The organism is Streptomyces hyaluromycini (assembly GCF_002217755.1).
GTDB classification, from domain to species: domain Bacteria; phylum Actinomycetota; class Actinomycetes; order Streptomycetales; family Streptomycetaceae; genus Streptomyces; species Streptomyces hyaluromycini.
The window spans coordinates 927,552-943,014 of record NZ_BCFL01000016.1 but is presented as its reverse complement, the minus strand read 5'-3'; the positions used below and the strand labels follow the sequence as shown (position 1 = coordinate 943,014).

The 15,463-nt window shown below is 68.7% G+C and carries 18 protein-coding genes; 16 read left to right on the top strand and 2 right to left on the bottom strand.

All coding sequences use genetic code 11. From position 1 onward, the window contains the following. Nucleotides 1-101: 101 nt before the first annotated feature. The 6 genes from SSP29_RS04310 (at nucleotide 102) to SSP29_RS04285 (ending at nucleotide 4,145) form a co-directional block, all read left to right on the top strand. A complete protein-coding gene (locus SSP29_RS04310) occupies nucleotides 102-1,253 on the top strand; it encodes a sensor histidine kinase (protein ID WP_089099797.1) in 1,152 nt (383 codons plus the stop codon). Next, entirely contained in the window at nucleotides 1,250-2,008 is a 759-nt protein-coding gene (locus SSP29_RS04305; RefSeq protein ID WP_089099097.1) for a response regulator, read from the top strand. The genes SSP29_RS04310 and SSP29_RS04305 overlap by 4 nt, the downstream gene beginning before the upstream one ends. A 107-nt stretch (nucleotides 2,009-2,115) precedes the next feature. Further along, entirely contained in the window at nucleotides 2,116-2,301 is a 186-nt protein-coding gene (locus tag SSP29_RS54945) for a hypothetical protein (protein WP_089099096.1), read from the top strand. Then, nucleotides 2,301-2,882 carry a pilus assembly protein TadG-related protein gene (locus tag SSP29_RS04295; protein WP_089099095.1) on the top strand — a complete coding sequence of 194 codons (582 nt, stop codon included), beginning with the start codon at nucleotides 2,301-2,303 and terminating at the stop codon, nucleotides 2,880-2,882. The genes SSP29_RS54945 and SSP29_RS04295 overlap by 1 nt, the downstream gene beginning before the upstream one ends. A 35-nt stretch (nucleotides 2,883-2,917) precedes the next feature. Further along, on the top strand, nucleotides 2,918-3,508 hold the full coding sequence (locus tag SSP29_RS04290; RefSeq protein WP_089099094.1) for a hypothetical protein: 591 nt from the start codon (nucleotides 2,918-2,920) through the stop codon (nucleotides 3,506-3,508). A gap of 7 nt (nucleotides 3,509-3,515) precedes the next feature. Beyond that, nucleotides 3,516-4,145: an OmpA family protein gene (locus SSP29_RS04285; RefSeq protein ID WP_089099093.1), complete on the top strand. Its 630-nt coding sequence runs from the start codon at nucleotides 3,516-3,518 to the stop codon at nucleotides 4,143-4,145. A 72-nt stretch (nucleotides 4,146-4,217) separates the two neighbouring features. On the opposite strand, the gene SSP29_RS04280 is transcribed toward SSP29_RS04285, so the two are convergent. Continuing rightward, entirely contained in the window at nucleotides 4,218-4,604 is a 387-nt protein-coding gene (locus SSP29_RS04280; protein ID WP_089099092.1) for a DUF192 domain-containing protein, read from the bottom strand. A gap of 307 nt (nucleotides 4,605-4,911) precedes the next feature. Between SSP29_RS04280 and SSP29_RS04275 the strand changes: the two genes are divergently transcribed. The 6 genes from SSP29_RS04275 (at nucleotide 4,912) to SSP29_RS04250 (ending at nucleotide 9,364) form a co-directional block, all read left to right on the top strand. Then, nucleotides 4,912-5,223 carry a DUF6317 family protein gene (locus SSP29_RS04275; protein ID WP_089099091.1) on the top strand — a complete coding sequence of 104 codons (312 nt, stop codon included), beginning with the start codon at nucleotides 4,912-4,914 and terminating at the stop codon, nucleotides 5,221-5,223. Beyond that, nucleotides 5,220-6,542: a WXG100 family type VII secretion target gene (locus tag SSP29_RS04270; RefSeq protein ID WP_089099090.1), complete on the top strand. Its 1,323-nt coding sequence runs from the start codon at nucleotides 5,220-5,222 to the stop codon at nucleotides 6,540-6,542. The genes SSP29_RS04275 and SSP29_RS04270 overlap by 4 nt, the downstream gene beginning before the upstream one ends. Next, nucleotides 6,539-7,165 (top strand): hypothetical protein, encoded by a 627-nt coding sequence (locus SSP29_RS04265; RefSeq protein WP_145968848.1) that lies wholly within the window; start codon nucleotides 6,539-6,541, stop codon nucleotides 7,163-7,165. The genes SSP29_RS04270 and SSP29_RS04265 overlap by 4 nt, the downstream gene beginning before the upstream one ends. 136 nt (nucleotides 7,166-7,301) lie before the next feature. Continuing rightward, entirely contained in the window at nucleotides 7,302-7,823 is a 522-nt protein-coding gene (locus tag SSP29_RS04260) for a hypothetical protein (protein WP_150133520.1), read from the top strand. Nucleotides 7,824-7,892: 69 nt separating this feature from the next. Continuing rightward, nucleotides 7,893-8,771, top strand: a complete 879-nt coding sequence (locus SSP29_RS04255) for an LLM class flavin-dependent oxidoreductase (RefSeq protein ID WP_089099088.1) — start codon at nucleotides 7,893-7,895, stop codon at nucleotides 8,769-8,771. Nucleotides 8,772-8,863: 92 nt separating this feature from the next. Continuing rightward, on the top strand, nucleotides 8,864-9,364 hold the full coding sequence (locus SSP29_RS04250; protein WP_089099796.1) for a GNAT family N-acetyltransferase: 501 nt from the start codon (nucleotides 8,864-8,866) through the stop codon (nucleotides 9,362-9,364). Between the two features lie 53 nt (nucleotides 9,365-9,417). Here SSP29_RS04250 and SSP29_RS04245 read toward each other — a convergent pair whose 3' ends face one another. Next, on the bottom strand, nucleotides 9,418-9,930 hold the full coding sequence (locus SSP29_RS04245) for a DinB family protein (RefSeq protein WP_089099087.1): 513 nt from the start codon (nucleotides 9,928-9,930) through the stop codon (nucleotides 9,418-9,420). Nucleotides 9,931-9,982: 52 nt separating this feature from the next. Between SSP29_RS04245 and SSP29_RS04240 the strand changes: the two genes are divergently transcribed. From SSP29_RS04240 to SSP29_RS04220, 4 genes are all read left to right on the top strand, one after another. Continuing rightward, nucleotides 9,983-10,783, top strand: a complete 801-nt coding sequence (locus SSP29_RS04240) for a methyltransferase domain-containing protein (protein ID WP_089099795.1) — start codon at nucleotides 9,983-9,985, stop codon at nucleotides 10,781-10,783. Nucleotides 10,784-11,683: 900 nt separating this feature from the next. Next, nucleotides 11,684-12,457 carry an isoprenyl transferase gene (locus tag SSP29_RS04235; RefSeq protein WP_089099086.1) on the top strand — a complete coding sequence of 258 codons (774 nt, stop codon included), beginning with the start codon at nucleotides 11,684-11,686 and terminating at the stop codon, nucleotides 12,455-12,457. 433 nt (nucleotides 12,458-12,890) lie between these two features. Further along, nucleotides 12,891-14,216, top strand: a complete 1,326-nt coding sequence (phoH2, locus tag SSP29_RS04225; protein WP_089099084.1) for an RNA 5'-3' helicase PhoH2 — start codon at nucleotides 12,891-12,893, stop codon at nucleotides 14,214-14,216. A 426-nt stretch (nucleotides 14,217-14,642) separates the two neighbouring features. After that, nucleotides 14,643-15,329 carry an aggregation-promoting factor C-terminal-like domain-containing protein gene (locus SSP29_RS04220; RefSeq protein ID WP_466679085.1) on the top strand — a complete coding sequence of 229 codons (687 nt, stop codon included), beginning with the start codon at nucleotides 14,643-14,645 and terminating at the stop codon, nucleotides 15,327-15,329. The last annotated feature ends 134 nt before the right edge of the window (nucleotides 15,330-15,463 follow it).

Here is a 15,463-nt window from a genome sequence, read left to right as displayed (position 1 = left end):
AGAAGGCCGCGTTGCGCGCCACCGGGGTGGACGGCGAGAAGGCCGCGTTGCGCGCCACCGGAGTGGATGGCGAGAAGGTCGAGATCCGTGCCCTTCAGGCGATGTGCCGCCAGGTCTTCGGCCTTCGCCTGGCGATGATCGCCGTGGCGACCCCCGCCGCCCTCCTCAACGCCACCCCCGGCCTGGGCGCCCGGCTGGTCGGCTCGGCCGTGGTCGTCACGTTCATGGTCTCGTACGTCCTCTTCCGGGACTGGCAGCGCTTCGGCCCCCTCCTCCTGCGCCACCCCACCCTCCTGGCCGCCGACACCCTCTTCGGCTCCCTCCTCCTGATCTCGGCGGGCCCCGACACCACCCTCGCGTACGTCAGCGTCTGCACCCCCCTCCTCGCCGGCCTCCTCTACAGCTGGCGCGGAGCGGCGGTCTTCGCCTCACTCCAGTCGCTGATCCTCCTGGTGGCGCAGGAAACGCTGAAGCACCACTCGGTACTGGCCGAGTCCCTTCTCCTCCCCGGCCTCTGCGTCATCACCGGCGCGATGGGCTCGACCCTGCGCAACCTGATGCTCCGCTTCGGCGCCGCCACCGAGGCCCTGACCGAGACCCGGGCCCGCCTGGCCGCGACCGAGGCGGCGAGCGCGGAACGCGCCCGGCTGGCCCGCGAGATGCACGACTCGGTGACCAAGACGCTGTACGGCGTGGCGCTGGTCGCCGACGGCCTCGCCGCGTCGGCGGCCGCGCCCCCGGACCGTCTGGACCCGGCCCTGATCCGACAGCAGGCGGAGCTGCTGGCGAGGGCGGCGCGCAGGGCCGCGGCGGAGTCCCGCGAACTCCTGACGGACCTGCGCGGCGGGACGGAGGCCGACGACGTACTGCCCCGACTGGAGTCGCTGACGACGGGCTTCACCGCGCGCACGGCCCTCCCCGCGAACTACGACGGCCCCGCCGCCCCGGTCCCGCTGCCGCCCCCCACCGCCCGCCAGCTGCTGGGCATCGCGGCGGAGGCCCTGGAGAACGCGCACCGCCACGCGGAGGCGACGAGGGTCGACGTCCGTGCGTCCGCCACCCCCACCCACCTGGTGGTGACGATCCACGACGACGGCCGGGGCCTGCCCCCGGACACGACTCTCGAAGACCTGCGCCGCACCGGCCACTTCGGCCTGCTCGGCATGACGGAACGGGCGGCGTCGGTGGGCGCCCGTATCCAACTGACCACCGACAAGGGCACGGAGGTCCGAGTGGAGGTGCCGCTGTTATGACCGACGACTTGACCGATGACTTGACCGATGACTTGGCCGACGAGCCGGCGGGACTGCGCGTCCTGGTGGCCGACGACAACCCGGTGATCCGGGCGGGCCTGACGGCCGTCCTCTCCGCGGCGGACGACCTCACGGTGGTGGCGGAGGCCGAGGACGGCCGCGCGGCCTACAAGGCGGCCCTGCACCACCGTCCCGACGTCATCCTCCTGGACGTCCGCATGCCCGGCGTGGACGGCATCGCGGCCCTGCCCCACCTGGTCCGCGTAGCCCCGGTCATGATGCTGACGTACAGCGACGAGACGGACCTCGTGCAGGAGGCGGTCCGGCTCGGCGCCGGGGGCTACCTGGTCCACGGCGAGTTCACGACCCAGCAGCTGACCCAGGCGGTACGGGACGTGGGCCGGGGCCGCCCGCACTTCACACCGACGGCGACGAACGCGTTGCTGGCGCACGTCAGAGGCAACGCAACTGCACACGCGAGACCGGAACTACGAGCCCTACCTAAGGAATCACCTCTCAAGGGGCTTTCGCAATTGCAATCAACTATGGGACAGTCGTCTCAGTCCCGGTTTCAACTGAGCGGCAGGGAGGCGGAGATCATGGACCTCATCGTGTCCGGCATGAACAACCAGCAGATCGCCGCCGTCTGTTTCATCAGCGAGAAGACGGTCAAGAACCACATCAACCGCATCTTCGCCAAGCTCCACACCACCACCCGCGCCCAGGCGACGGCCAAGTGGCTGGGGGTGGCCTGAGATGAACCGGGTGAACTGGGTCCGGATTTGGGTCCTGGGACCCTCCGCCGATGGGTATGTTCCGCAATACGCTGCCAGGATCGGAACCGAACCCGGAGGGGAGCACCATGAGCGACCTGATGCTGAGGATGCTTGTCGCAATGCAGCGCCGTGCCGACGACCGGGGACAGACCGCGGTCGAGTATCTGGGGATCATCGCGGTGGTGGTGGCGATCGTGCTGGCCGTCACCGGTACCAGCATCGGCAGTCACATCCTGGAGAAGATACTCGCGCAGATCGACAAAATCGTGTGATGCGTCTTCGCCGTTACGGCGATTCAGGGCAGGCCTTCCCCATCTACATCACGGTAGTGGGAGGCCTGCTCTTTCTCGCGTTCGCATACCTCGCGGTCGGCCAGGCCGCGGTGAACCGGAACGGTGCCCAGACAGCGGCCGACGCGGCGGCCCTCGCCGCGGCCATGAACACGCGTGACGAGCTTGCGGACCAGTGGGTGAAGGACGTACTCGACCCGACCAAGTGGCAGGACATATTCGACGGCAACGTGAATGTCGCGGATTCCTGCTGGCGCGCCGCCCAACTGGCGTCCCAGAACGACGCGACGGCTCAGTGCACATCCGAACCGCCACTGAGTTACAAGGTCGATGCCGAGACGAACAAGACCGTGGGCGACTCCGTCGTGCCGGGGACCGAGAACATGAGGTCGACGGCACACGCCACCGCCGTGATCGAGCCACTCTGCACGTTCACACTGTCCGGTGCGGGCGGAGTACTGCCCGAACTCACCTGCAGGGACCGGAACTGGACCCTGGACCCGGCCGACCTCACCGATCTCCCGGGACCCGAGGACCTCTTCGACGTCCACCTGGCCGACTGACAAGCGAATCGACGAGTGAAGAAGGAAGCGGAGCGATGAGCATTCGGTTCACTGCGAAGGCTCGCAGGGGGATGGTCGCGCTGGCCGTCACGGCCGGTCTGGCTCTCGGTGCGGCCGGATGCGGCGGCGGTGGCGGCGACGGCGGTGGCGACAAGAAGCCCGGCGCGTCGGCATCGGCCTCCCCGACCGGTGGGTCCCAGCCGAGTGCGCAGGAGGGGCAGTCAGCGGCACCCCTCGCCGAACTCAACGGACCCTCTGGCCTGATCCTTCAAGTGACCTCCGCCATCCGGGATTCGGGCGGCTTCCTCACCGTCAACGCGAACCTGAAGAACGACGGTTCCCAGTCGGTCGTGGTCCCCGTGGCCCTCCGGGGTGACGAGACGGAGATCGTCCAGCACGGTACGTCGTTCGGCGGTGCCACCCTCGTGGACTCCAAGGGGAAGAAGCGGTACTACGTGCTGCGGGACACCGACGGCCGGCCGCTCACCACGACCGATCTGTCCTCGATCGAGGCCGGCCAGACCATCCCCGTCTTCATGCAGTTCCCCGCCCCGCCGGCGGACACCACCGAAGTGACCCTCCAACTCCCCACCTTCTCCAGCGGCACCATCAAGATCTCCGGGTGAGGCCGAAGTGACCACACCACGCCTTCCCCTGACCCTGGGCGCCGCGACGCTCCTCCTCGTCACGAATCTCTACGGCGCGACGACCGCCCGTGCCGACGGCGGCGACCCGAGCGTCCCCCCGGGCACGGAGCCCTCCGCCAGCGCCCCCGTGAAGATCGATCCGACCGACCCCGACCTGAAGCTCCCCGAGGGCGCCACCCTCGCCGCGCCCAAGGTCCTGGACATCAAGTCGGTCGTCGAGGACCAGAGCGGTGACGAGCGCCGTACGGACACCAACACGGACGTGACGTTCGCCCTCCAGGCCGAGGTGCTGTTCAGCAAGGACAGCGCCAAGCTGAGCGAGGCCGCGAAGGCGCGGATCGGGGCGATCGCCGACGAGATCAGGAAGCAGAACCCGACCCAGGTCCGCGTCTTCGGCTTCACCGACAACCTGGGCACCTCGGCCCACGGGGACGTCCTCTCCCGCCAGCGCGCCAACGCCGTACAGGGCGTCCTGGACCAGGACCTGAACGACCCGAACATCATGTTCGACGTCCGCGGTTACGGCGAGCAGTACCCGATCGCCGACAACTCGACGGAGGAGGGAAGGAAGAAGAACCGCCGGGTGGAGGTCACGTTCCCGCGGACCGGTTCCTGAAGACCTTCCAAGGCACGGCCACCAACGTCCGCCACCCCTCCCCGACACCCACCCCTCCGCCCGGACGCGGGGTCATCCAGCCGGCTCCTCCTCGACACTCACATTCACACTCACCCTCGCCCCGGCCTCCACACCCCACCCCGCCATCGCCCCGGCCTCCGCCTCCAGCACATGCCGGGAACGGAGCCGGGGCAGTCCGAGTCGCCCCGGCCGCATGGTGCGTACGGCGATGACCTTGAGTCGGCGATCCAGATAGGCGACATCGATCCCCATCCGCATCCGAAAGGTGTGGATCCCGTTGGCGGGCGACAGCAGAATCGCGCCGTCAAGACCATCACGCCCCAGCAGCCCCCTGGTACGCGCACGATAGGAGGCGGCGATCTCCAACGGAACAGCCTTCACCCCACCCCCACCACCATGCACGACCAACGTCCCGCGCCCGTCCCGCCAGCGCCCCACGTTCCACCCCTTCCATGGCTCCGCCACAGGTGTTCGCACCGACGGTATCCACAATGCGGGTGACAGGTGATGTGGCGACCGATCTCCTGGCCGAGGCGAGGCTCCTCGGGCCTCTCCGAGGTCTGGACACATGTAACCCGAGTCCGCGGACATCGTTGAGCGGATCAAGAGACCTCTGGCCCCACCTGGAGTCCCCCTTTGAACCGCCCCGTCCGGCTTCCCTCAGCCGTGCCCGCCACCTCTGCGGTCCTGCTTCCGGCCGCCTGCAGTTCCTCTGACCCGGAGACCCACGTGAAGAGGAATGCACATGGCTGACCGTCTGAAGGTCGACGGCACCGAACTGGACAGGTTTTTCAGGGACTTGAAGAAGGCGCAGGAGTCGTTCACAGCGTTGCAGAAGGTGTTGCACGACCCAGGGGTCAACGGCCTAGGTACGGACGACCTGGACAAGGCGTGCGACCGGTTCCAGGAGGACTGGCACTACGGGGCGAAGGAGATCGCCGAGCAGATCGGGGAGCTCACGGACATCACGAAGAAGGCGAAGGACGACTTCCACGAGGTGGACGTAGCTCTGGAGAAGGCGTTGGAGAAGGCCCGGAGCAAGGGCGGGGGCAAGTGACGGCCGCGAGCCCCTACCCCCATCTCGGCTTCAACCCGGCGCCCGGCAGCACCGACCTGGTGCGGGACATCCACCGCAGGTTGTCCGACTGCGCCAAGGAGATGGAGAGGGCGCACTCCAAGGTCACGAAGCTGATGAACGGCAGCTACTGGGAGGGTGACGCCGCCGTCGCCTTCCGGGAGCAGCTGGAGGGCGGCCCGTTGCCGCTCAACCTGAAGAACGGCGCCCATTCCGTCGACAAGGCGGCGAGGCAGCTGGATCTCTGGGGCTCGGAGCTGGAGGAGTTCCAGCGGCGCGCGAAGAAACTCGACGGCGAGGCCAAGGACGCCCGCGAGGCGTTGCAGCGGGCCCAGGGGCACGCGGCCGAGGTGGAGAGAACCGCGGGCAAGAGCAAAGCGCATGATGGCGCCGACCCGGCCCTGCACAGGGCGAACAGCAAGGTCACCACGGCGCAGGGGGACCTGGACGACGTACTGGGGCGCGCCCGTTCCCTCGCCGGCGAGCATGACGAGACCGCGCGCAAGCGGGCCCGGCACATCAGCGATGCCACACACAAGCTGGCGCCGCACAAACCGAACGCGTGGGACAGGTTCACCGACTGGCTGGGCGACAACCTCCCCGACATCCTCAGTGCGTGTGCCGCCGTGCTGGGCGTGATCGCACTGCTGGGCCTCACGGCCGTCGCACCCTGGATGCTGTTCCTGGCGGCGGGCCTGCTCAGCGGAATGGCCTTCGGCCTGCGGGTCAGCGACCCCGAAGTCCTGGCATCGCTGGAGGACGGCTTCACCAAGGGTGAACTGGACGTCGATTTCTGGGGCAACCTGCTGGGGGTCGCGGGGGATTTCCTGGGGATGCTGCCGGGGTTGGGGGTAGTGGCCAAGGGCAGCTACCTCGGACTTCGCTCCGTGGGGGAGTCGGGCGAACTGCTTTCGCTTGCGGCAGAGGGTGACGAAGCGCTAACCCTCGGGCAGAGGCTGGGGAGGGCCGGAGCCAATGTCGGAACCTCGTTCAAATCGGTCGGCTCCTCGATCAAGTCAGAGGCCGCGGCCGCCGGCGGGGCAGCCAGCCTGCTGGCCCATTCCCGGGTGTTCGGCGGCAGGCTTGCGCCGATCGTGGAGAAGATCGACAGGCCTGCGACGATCTTGGGGGCCAGTACGGCTGTCTATGGCGTGACGAGCAGCTTTGTCGACACCCTGGACAACGACGCGGCCAAGACGGTTAGCAACCTCCTCGACGGACCCAGAACCCTGGGCATCGACGTCCCAGCGACTATGGGCGCCCTTCACTTCCTCTTGCGCGGTGTGGGTGAAGCATCATGAACGGTGCTCGCTACGTGATCGATGACTCGGCCAGGAACGTGGACGCCGATATCTGGTTCGCGTTGCCCCCGGGCTTCATCCCGCTTCCCCTCCAGGAACTGACGACGGCCGAGCCTGAACCGGCAGAGACGGCAGCGCCGTTGGCCGGACTCGGTCCGGTGCTCCGGCTGGCCCAACTACTTCTCGCAGCAGGAGCGGTGCACTGCTGCCTTGGTCTGCATGCGGATGACGAGGGAGACGGCAGTCCACTGCTGTCTCTCTACACGCTTGCCTGGCGGGACACAGAATGGGCTCCGCGCAGCGTACTCGCGGCGCGCGCGGCGGCCGGCACGGACACCGCGGAGTGCATCGAGATGCTGGATCTGCCGTGCGGCCCGGCCGCGCTCGTGCAGACACGCATGACCGCGCCACCGGAACTGAACCTCGGTGCCCCGTGCGAACTGCTCCAGGCCACGGCCTACGTGCCATGTGTCGACGGCCGACGCATCGCGATTCTCTCGCTCGCCACGGCATCCGTCACACGAGCGAGGCAGTACCGTGCCCTGCTCAAGGAGATCGCCGGTACGGTCAGTTTCGAAAACCCCCTTCCGGACGTAGCCGATGATGTATCCGACAAGGACTGACATGCCGCCCACTCACTCCACGGCTTGGGACGATCAGGCGACCCGCCGGGCCTGGACGAAGTTGTTGATCTGTGCCGCCCTCGGCCAGGTCCTGTGGCCTGCTGCCTGGGTGGCATTGCTGGCGTGGTACGTGAGCATGTCGATCACCTGGACCTTGTGGCTTTTCTTCGTCCCGATGGCCTACACCTTCTACCGGACATTTCTCCAATGGGCCTATTGGCGGGGAGCGTTTCGCACGCGGCTTCTCCTGCGTCAGTACCCCTGGCAGATGTACGAAGCTCCGGAGAGCGGGATCGGCAACATCCCCGGTGTCCGCAATGGCTACGCCTGGCTGAAGTTCCCCAACCCCGAGATGTCGGACCAGCAGGTGACGATGGTGATGCACTCACACGTGCGCTCCGTCTGGTGGGGTGGACGCCTGGGCAAGCGGGCCAAAGCCGAACGGAAGGCACAGGTACGGGAGATCTGGTTCGCCGGCGATCCTCGCTTCGCGGCGGTGCTGGCGGTACCAGGCCCCCGCCGCCTCTACGTCATCCATCAGCGCCCGAGCTATAACCCTGGGCTCCCCGCTGACGCCCATGGAGCTGGCCCTCAGGCACTGGAACTCGCCCGCCGAGCCGGGATCCGTGTTCCGGACGTCAGCTCGATCGGCCCGTGACACCGACCCTTGGCCTGCGGGAACGCAATTCAGTTGTGACGGAGTCGGCCCCCGGGTAAGACCTCCCCCATGACATCACTCGGCGCTGTCTTCCGTCCGCAGCTTCCCCCCGAGCGGTTGCGGGACGTCGTTCGGGTTGCTGACGGGGTGGGGCTCGAAGAGTTGTGGTTGTGGGAGGACTGTTTTCGGGAGGGTGGGATTTCCGGGGCCGCGGCCGCTCTTGCCTGGTCGGAGCGGGTGCGGGTCGGGGTCGGGCTGCTGCCGGTGCCGTTGCGGAACGTCGCCGTCACCGCCATGGAGGTCGCCGCGCTGCACCGGATGTTCCCGGGGCGCGCGATCGTCGGCGTCGGGCACGGTGTGCAGGACTGGATGGGCCAGGTCGGCGCCCGCGCCGACTCCCCGCTGACCCTGCTGCGCGAGCATCTCGACGCCCTGCGCGCGCTGTTGCGCGGGGAACGGCTCACCGTCAGCGGGCGGTACGTCCACCTCGACGGCGTCGCGCTCGACTGGCCGCCCGCCGGCCCGGTCGAGGTCCTCGCCGGCGCCGAGGGCCCCCGTACGCTGCGCCTCTCCGGTGCCGCCGCCGACGGGACCGTTCTCACCGCCGCCACCTCGCCCGACCGCGTCCGCCGGGCCCTGCGGCTCATCAAGGAGGGGCGGCTGGCCGCGGGGCGCGACGCGGGCGAGCCGCACAGGGTCGTCGTCTATCTGCTCACCGCCACCGGCCCCGACGCCCCCGCCCGGCTCCGTGCCGAACTCGTCGCGGAGGGGCTGGAGTCCGTCCCCGACCTCGGTGTCGCCGGGGACGCGGGCGCCGTCGCCAAGGCCGTGCAGCGGCTCGTGGAGGCCGGCGCCGACACCGTCATCCTCCAGCCGACGGCGGACGAGCCCGACCCCGAGGCCTTCGTACGGTTCACCGCGGAGGAGGTCCGGCCGCTGGTGCCGTAAAGGGTCGTGTAAGGGGTGGTGTGAGGGGGGTGTAAGGGGTGACCGGAGCCGGTCGCCTGTCGTTGTCAGTGGTGGGTGCCACACTCGCCGGTATGACGACCAACGACGTCCGGCTGCGGTCCGTACGGGACGACGATCTCGAGATCTTCCTCGCCTACGAGCACGACCCGGAGGCCGTCCGGCGGTCGAGGTTCACGCCCCGGCCGCGGGATGCCTTCCTCCGGCACTGGAGGGAGCGGGTGCTCGGCGATCCGACCGGTCTGGTGCGGACCGTCGTCGTGGACGGAGAGGTCGCGGGGAACATCGTCGCCTGGTGGGAGGGCGAGCGCCGGTTCACCGGGTACTGGCTCGGGCGGGCCTACTGGGGGAGAGGCGTCGGCAGCCGCGCCCTCGCCCTCTTCCTCCGGGAGGAGACCGTACGGCCCCTGTTCGCCGACCTCTTCGCCGAGAACACCGCCTCCGTACGCCTCCTGGAGAAGAGCGGCTTCGTGCCGTACGACGACCCGCGGCACCCCGTGGACGAGGGGTATGTGCTGCTCGTGCTGAGCGAGGACGAGGACGGCAGGGGGCGCCCCGAACCCCTCGACGCGTAGACGGCGGCCGGGGGCCCACCGGGCGCCCGTGGCCGCCCGGCCCTATGACCTGGTCATGCCGTTCCGGCGGCGCGCGGATGGTCGCCCGTGGCCCCGTCGACCAGTTCCCGCACGATGTCCATGTGCCCCGCGTGCCGCGCCGTCTCCTCGATCATGTGGACGAGGACCCAGCGCAGGGAGACGGAGTGGTCCCGCCAGTCCGGGTGGCCCAGGGCGTCCAGCGGGCGTCCGGTGATCACCGTGTCGGCCGCGGCGCGCGCACGGCCGTAGAAGTCGATGATCTGCCGCGTCGTCTCACCGGGGCCGACGGTCAGGTCGTCGTCGGTGCTCGGGTCGAACCACAGCGGCTCGACCTCGCCGCCGAAGCTCGACACGAACCACGCGTACTCCACCGACGCCAGATGCTTCACCAGCCCCAGCAGGTTCGTCCCCGACGGGGTCATCGGACGGCGGAGCTGTTCGTCGTCCAGGCCCTGCAGTTTCCACAGGACCGCGTCCCGGTGCCGGTCCAGGCTCGCGTGCAGGGTTTCCTTCTCACCGGCGGTGTACATCTCATCGGTCTTCATGGCGGGCGAAATTAGCAGCGGGCACCGACAACCCGCTGCGATTATGCGGGCCATGACAGAGCCACAGACGCCCCGCACCTTCGAGGAACTCGTCGCCGAGGGCGCCGCCGTGCCGACCGAGGGGTGGGACTTCTCCTGGTTCGACGGGCGGGCCACCGAGACCCGCCCCACCTGGGGGTACGCCCGTGCGGCCGGCCGGCGCCTGGCCCGCGCCTCGGCCGCGCTCGACATCCAGACCGGCGGCGGCGAGGTGTTCGACTTCGCCCTCGGTACGGCGGCCCCGGACCGGCCCCGGCTGCTCGCCGCCACCGAGGGGTGGCCGCCGAACGTCACGAAGGCGAGCGCCCTGCTGAGCGCGCGCGGTGCCGTGGTCGTCGCCTTGCCCGAGGACGCCCCGCTGCCGTTCGCCGACGAGACCTTCGACCTGGTCCTCAGCCGGCATCCGGTGCGGGCGCACTGGGCCGAGATCGCGCGCGTGCTGTGCCCGGGCGGCTCGTACTTCGCGCAGCACGTCGGGCCCGCCAGCGTCTTCGAGCTCGTCGAGTTCTTCCTCGGCCCGCAGCCGGAGGCGGTCCGCGGCGGCCGGCACCCCGACGGCGAGCGCGCGGCGGCGCAGGCGGCCGGGCTGGAGGTCGTCGGTCTGCGGGCGGAGCGGCTGCGGATGGAGTTCCGCGACATCGCGGCCGTCGTGTACTTCCTGCGGAAGGTCGTGTGGATGGTCCCCGGCTTCACGGTCGAGGAGTACGAGCCCCGACTCCGCGCCCTGCACCGGCGGATCGAGACCGAGGGCCCGTTCGTCGCGTACAGCTCGCGGCACCTCTTCGACGCCCGCAGACCGGCGCGCCGGCCGTGATCCATCGGCCTTGCAATGCCAGGCGGCGAAGAATGGCCAAGAACTGCCGTCCCGGCTTCCGGGCGTCCGACCGGCCGTAAGGGAAGCCAGGCGATCAAGGCGGGGCATGTCGTGACGTGCCAGATCAATACGGTCAACTCATGACCTAGGTCGCGGATCTGCGCATAAGCGAACGCGGACCTCTTCTGTTCATCCTCCGTCTTCACGGTGTTCTCACATCGTTACCTCTTTCGTTTCGTGTCACCCGGTTGGCTCACGTAAGTTCAGACCAAGGCAATTCGCGTGAGCAAAGCTGCGCGGGCGGTACCGCGCAGTGGAGGGGGCTGCGCGGTGCCGTAACGCCCCACTCGCTCCCGTCAAGTCATCGTTCGCGCCCGGGGTAGCCCGTCGGGGGGACGGAAGCACAACTCGCCGAGGCATCCCCAAGACGGCTCAAACCCTCTTGATCTCCCCGTAAGCGACTACTTTTCCTGGGATTCCGCTGTGAATCGGCCAATCGGGACCCGTGAATCCAGCGTTTCAGGCCCGTCGGGGCGTCGTCGGGCGACTCCGGAGAGTAGTTGATGCGTGCTGATGCACGCAGCATCACTTACGAAGGGTTATGGTGGAAGCCCCCCCTCGGGCCGGTCCGTCTCCCCCCCACGGACCGGCCCGTTTTTTTGTCCGCAGGTCTCACCCACTTCTCAAGCGACCTGGGCACCACCAACCCAGGGGCGCGGGGCAGTATCGATATGCGGCTCCGCCGCGTGGGCGCGACCAGCCCCAACCCGCCCGCACTCGCCAAACGGCACAAGCCCCCACCCCTGTCGGGCGCCATCCCCACCGCGCCTCCCTCAACTCCCAGCGGGGTAGGCTTCGGCGGGCGGACCCCCGCATCCGAATCACGAGGGGCGGACTCAAGTGAACCTGCGCGACAAGCTGCGCGGCCTGCTCGTCAGGCTCTACGCACGCCGGGTGGAAGGCCACCTGGACCACGCTCAGGTGCCCAAGCACATCGGCGTCATCATGGATGGCAACCGCCGCTGGGCGAAGGCCGCGGGATCCACCACGGTGCACGGTCACCGCGCCGGCGCCGAGAAGATCGAGGAGTTCCTCGGCTGGTGCTCCGAGACCGACGTCGAGGTCGTCACCCTCTGGCTGCTCTCCACGGACAACTTCGACCGCGCCAAGGAAGAGCTGGTCCCCCTTCTCGGCATCATCGAGGACGTCGTCCGCACCCTCGCCGCCGACGGCCGCTGGCGCGTCCACCACGTCGGCACCCCCGACCTGCTGCCCTCCCCGATGCAGACCGCGCTGAAGGAGGCCGAGGAGGCCACCGCGCACGTCGACGGAATACTGGTGAACGTCGCCATCGGCTACGGCGGCCGCCAGGAGATCGCCGACGCCGTCCGCTCGATGATCCTGGACGCCCACGACAAGGGCGTCGAGATGGAGGACCTCGCCGACTCCGTCACCGTCGACGCGATCGGCCGTCATCTCTACACCGGCGACCAGCCCGACCCGGACCTGGTGATCCGCACCAGCGGCGAGCAGCGGCTGTCCGGATTCATGCTCTGGCAGACCGCCCACGCCGAGTACTACTTCTGCGAGGTCTTCTGGCCCGCGTTCCGCAAGGTCGACTTCCTGCGCGCCCTGCGTGACTACGCGGCCCGGCACCGCCGCTACGGCGGGTGACGTCATCGTGACGGCGGACGTCAACACGGCACACGCCCCCCACCACCGCCGCCACGCTGGATAACCCCGTCGTCACGGTGGATTACCCCACCCCGCCCATGAGGCGTAAATCACCCATATTGGGGCGCGAGTAACACGGAGTTCACTTTCCCGTCGTTGCGGACCGTGGCATGGTGTCGCATGTTCGAGGGCATAAGCCAAGCAGGTCGATGCCCGAACCACGGGCATCGGTTCTCAGTGGGCGGCTCGGGGCCGCCCGCCCGGGAGGCCCTTTGCACCAGCCCGACCGTGCGGTCACGGCACGGAAGAAGCAGCGGGGGGCCGGTTTTCGGCCCGTGCAGGGTGGCCGTCAACCGGTCGGGTTTTTCCCGCCCTCCCGGCCCAGCTCTGCCTTCGTCGCTCCCCGACCTCATCCGAGGGGGTACGTCCTTCCGTGGTGACCAGCACAACGCGCCGCAAGTCCGACCGGCGCACCTATGTTCTCGACACCAGCGTCCTGCTGGCCGACCCGAACGCCATGGCCCGCTTCGAGGAGCACGAGGTCGTGCTCCCGATCGTCGTGGTCACGGAACTCGAGGCCAAGCGGCACCATCCCGAACTCGGTTACTTCGCCAGGCAGGCGCTGCGCCTGCTCGACGACTACCGGGTCCGGCACGGCCGTCTGGACGCCCCGATCCCGATCGGGGACCTCGGCGGCACGATCCGTGTCGAGCTCAATCACTCGGACCCCAGCGTGTTGCCCAGCGGCTACCGCCTGGGGGACAACGACTCCCGCATCCTCGCGGTCGCCCGCAACCTGCAGGCCGAGGGGTACGACGTCACCGTCGTCTCCAAGGACCTGCCGCTCAGGATCAAGGCATCGTCGGTCGGCCTCCTCGCCGAGGAGTACCGCGCCGAACTCGCCATCACGGGCGCCTCCGGCTGGACCGGAATGTCCGAACTGACGCTGTCCGGCGAACAGGTGGACCTCCTCTTCGAGGAAGGGCACGTGTACGTCCCGGAGGCCTCCGACCTCCCCGTGCACACCGGCCTGACCATCCAATCCGAGCGCGGCAAGGCGCTGGGCCGGGTGACGGCCGAGGGCAACGTCCGTGTGGTGCGCGGCGACCGTGAGGCGTTCGGCATCAAGGGCCGCAGTGCCGAGCAGCGCATTGCGCTCGACCTGCTGCTCGACCCGGATGTCGGGATCGTGTCGATGGGCGGCCGGGCCGGCACCGGCAAGAGCGCGCTGGCGCTGTGCGCGGGCCTGGAGGCGGTACTGGAGCGCCGCCAGCACCAGAAGGTGATGGTCTTCCGTCCGCTGTACGCGGTCGGCGGGCAGGAGCTGGGCTATCTGCCGGGCTCCGAGTCGGAGAAGATGAGCCCTTGGGCGCAGGCGGTCTTCGACACCCTCTCGGCGGTCACCAGCCGCGAGGTCATCGAGGAGGTCACCGCCCGCGGGATGCTGGAGGTGCTGCCGCTCACCCACATCCGCGGCCGCTCCCTGCACGACGCGTACGTGATCGTGGACGAGGCCCAGTCGCTGGAGCGGAATGTCCTGCTGACCGTTCTGTCCCGGATCGGCGCTAATTCACGGGTGGTTCTGACCCACGATGTGGCGCAAAGGGATAATCTGCGCGTCGGACGTTACGACGGTGTGGTCGCCGTCGTGGAGAAGCTGAAGGGGCATCCGCTGTTCGCGCATGTCACCCTCACCCGGTCCGAGAGGTCCCAGATCGCCGCTCTTGTGACCGAAATGCTGGAGGACGGACACATCTGAGCCATCTGATCCCTGTGTCCAACTTGGGCTGATTACCCATCCGTTGGTGCCGTCCGGCAAAGGCCCCGAGCCTAGTCGGGCGGCGCCTTCGTGTGTGGCGGTTTCCTGAAATCCCCTGGGAGAAACCGGATGTGAGCTTTCACACGCAACTCTGAATTGCCACCCGGCGTCTGGTTACGGCAGAGTCTCACTCCTGTCAGGCCCCGCATACGACACACCTGTACCCCCAGCGGTACGGAACAACAGAAGCATCACTGCTAATTCCATAGCGACGTCGTATGCCGCCCGAGCACCATGCGGCGCTCCCTTGCAGGAGTTGCCCACCGGGCCCGTGTCTCCCGTGACCCAGTAGTGAGGAGACCAGTGTCAGGGGCACGATTGCGTCCGCCAGGGTCACCGAAGCGGTCGATGCTGGAAGGAAACCGTGTGAGCCGGATCTCGGTCCGGGGATTCGCAGTGGCTTCGGCCACCGCGGTCACCGCCGTCGGAAGCGTCGTGGGTGTGGCCTCGGGCAGTGTTGCCCAGCCGAACAACGACGCCGAGGCTACGGCAGCCGACACCACGCTCCTCGCGGATCTGCCCGCGGGTGAGCAGGCCCAGGTGCAGACCGCGTCCCTGACGCAGCAGGCCGACGCCGTGGCGATCCAGGCGGACGCCTCCGCCAAGAAGGACGCCGAGCAGGCCGCCCGGGTGGCCGCAGCCAAGACCGCCGAGGCCAAGAAGGCCGAGGCCGAGAAGGCGGCGAAGGAAGCCAAGGAGCGCGCCCAGGCGAAGGAAGCGGCCAGCAGGTCCTCCTCCAGCTTCCCGGTCCAGAGCTCGTACACCGTGGCGCAGATCCAGGCGATGGCGCAGCAGATGGTGGCCAGCGGCCAGTACCAGTGCTTCAGCAACATCGTGGACCACGAGTCCAGTTGGAACTACCAGGCGGTCAACGCCTCCTCCGGCGCCTACGGCCTCTTCCAGGCTCTGCCCGGCTCCAAGATGTCCTCCGTGGGCGCCGACTGGCAGACCAACCCGGCCACGCAGATCAAGTGGGGCCTCAACTACATGAACTCGCGGTACGGCAGCCCTTGCGAGGCCTGGTCGTTCTGGCAGGCGAACCACTGGTATTAGGCGTTCCGCCGGGTTCGCCCGACAAACGGCGCTGCGGTTCGTGGTGTCTGAGGTTCGTCGGCGTCCGCGGGTCGTGTGTGGCTGAGCGCGCAGTTCGCCGCGCCCCTTCGGGGCGCTTGCTGTAGCGGGCTCTT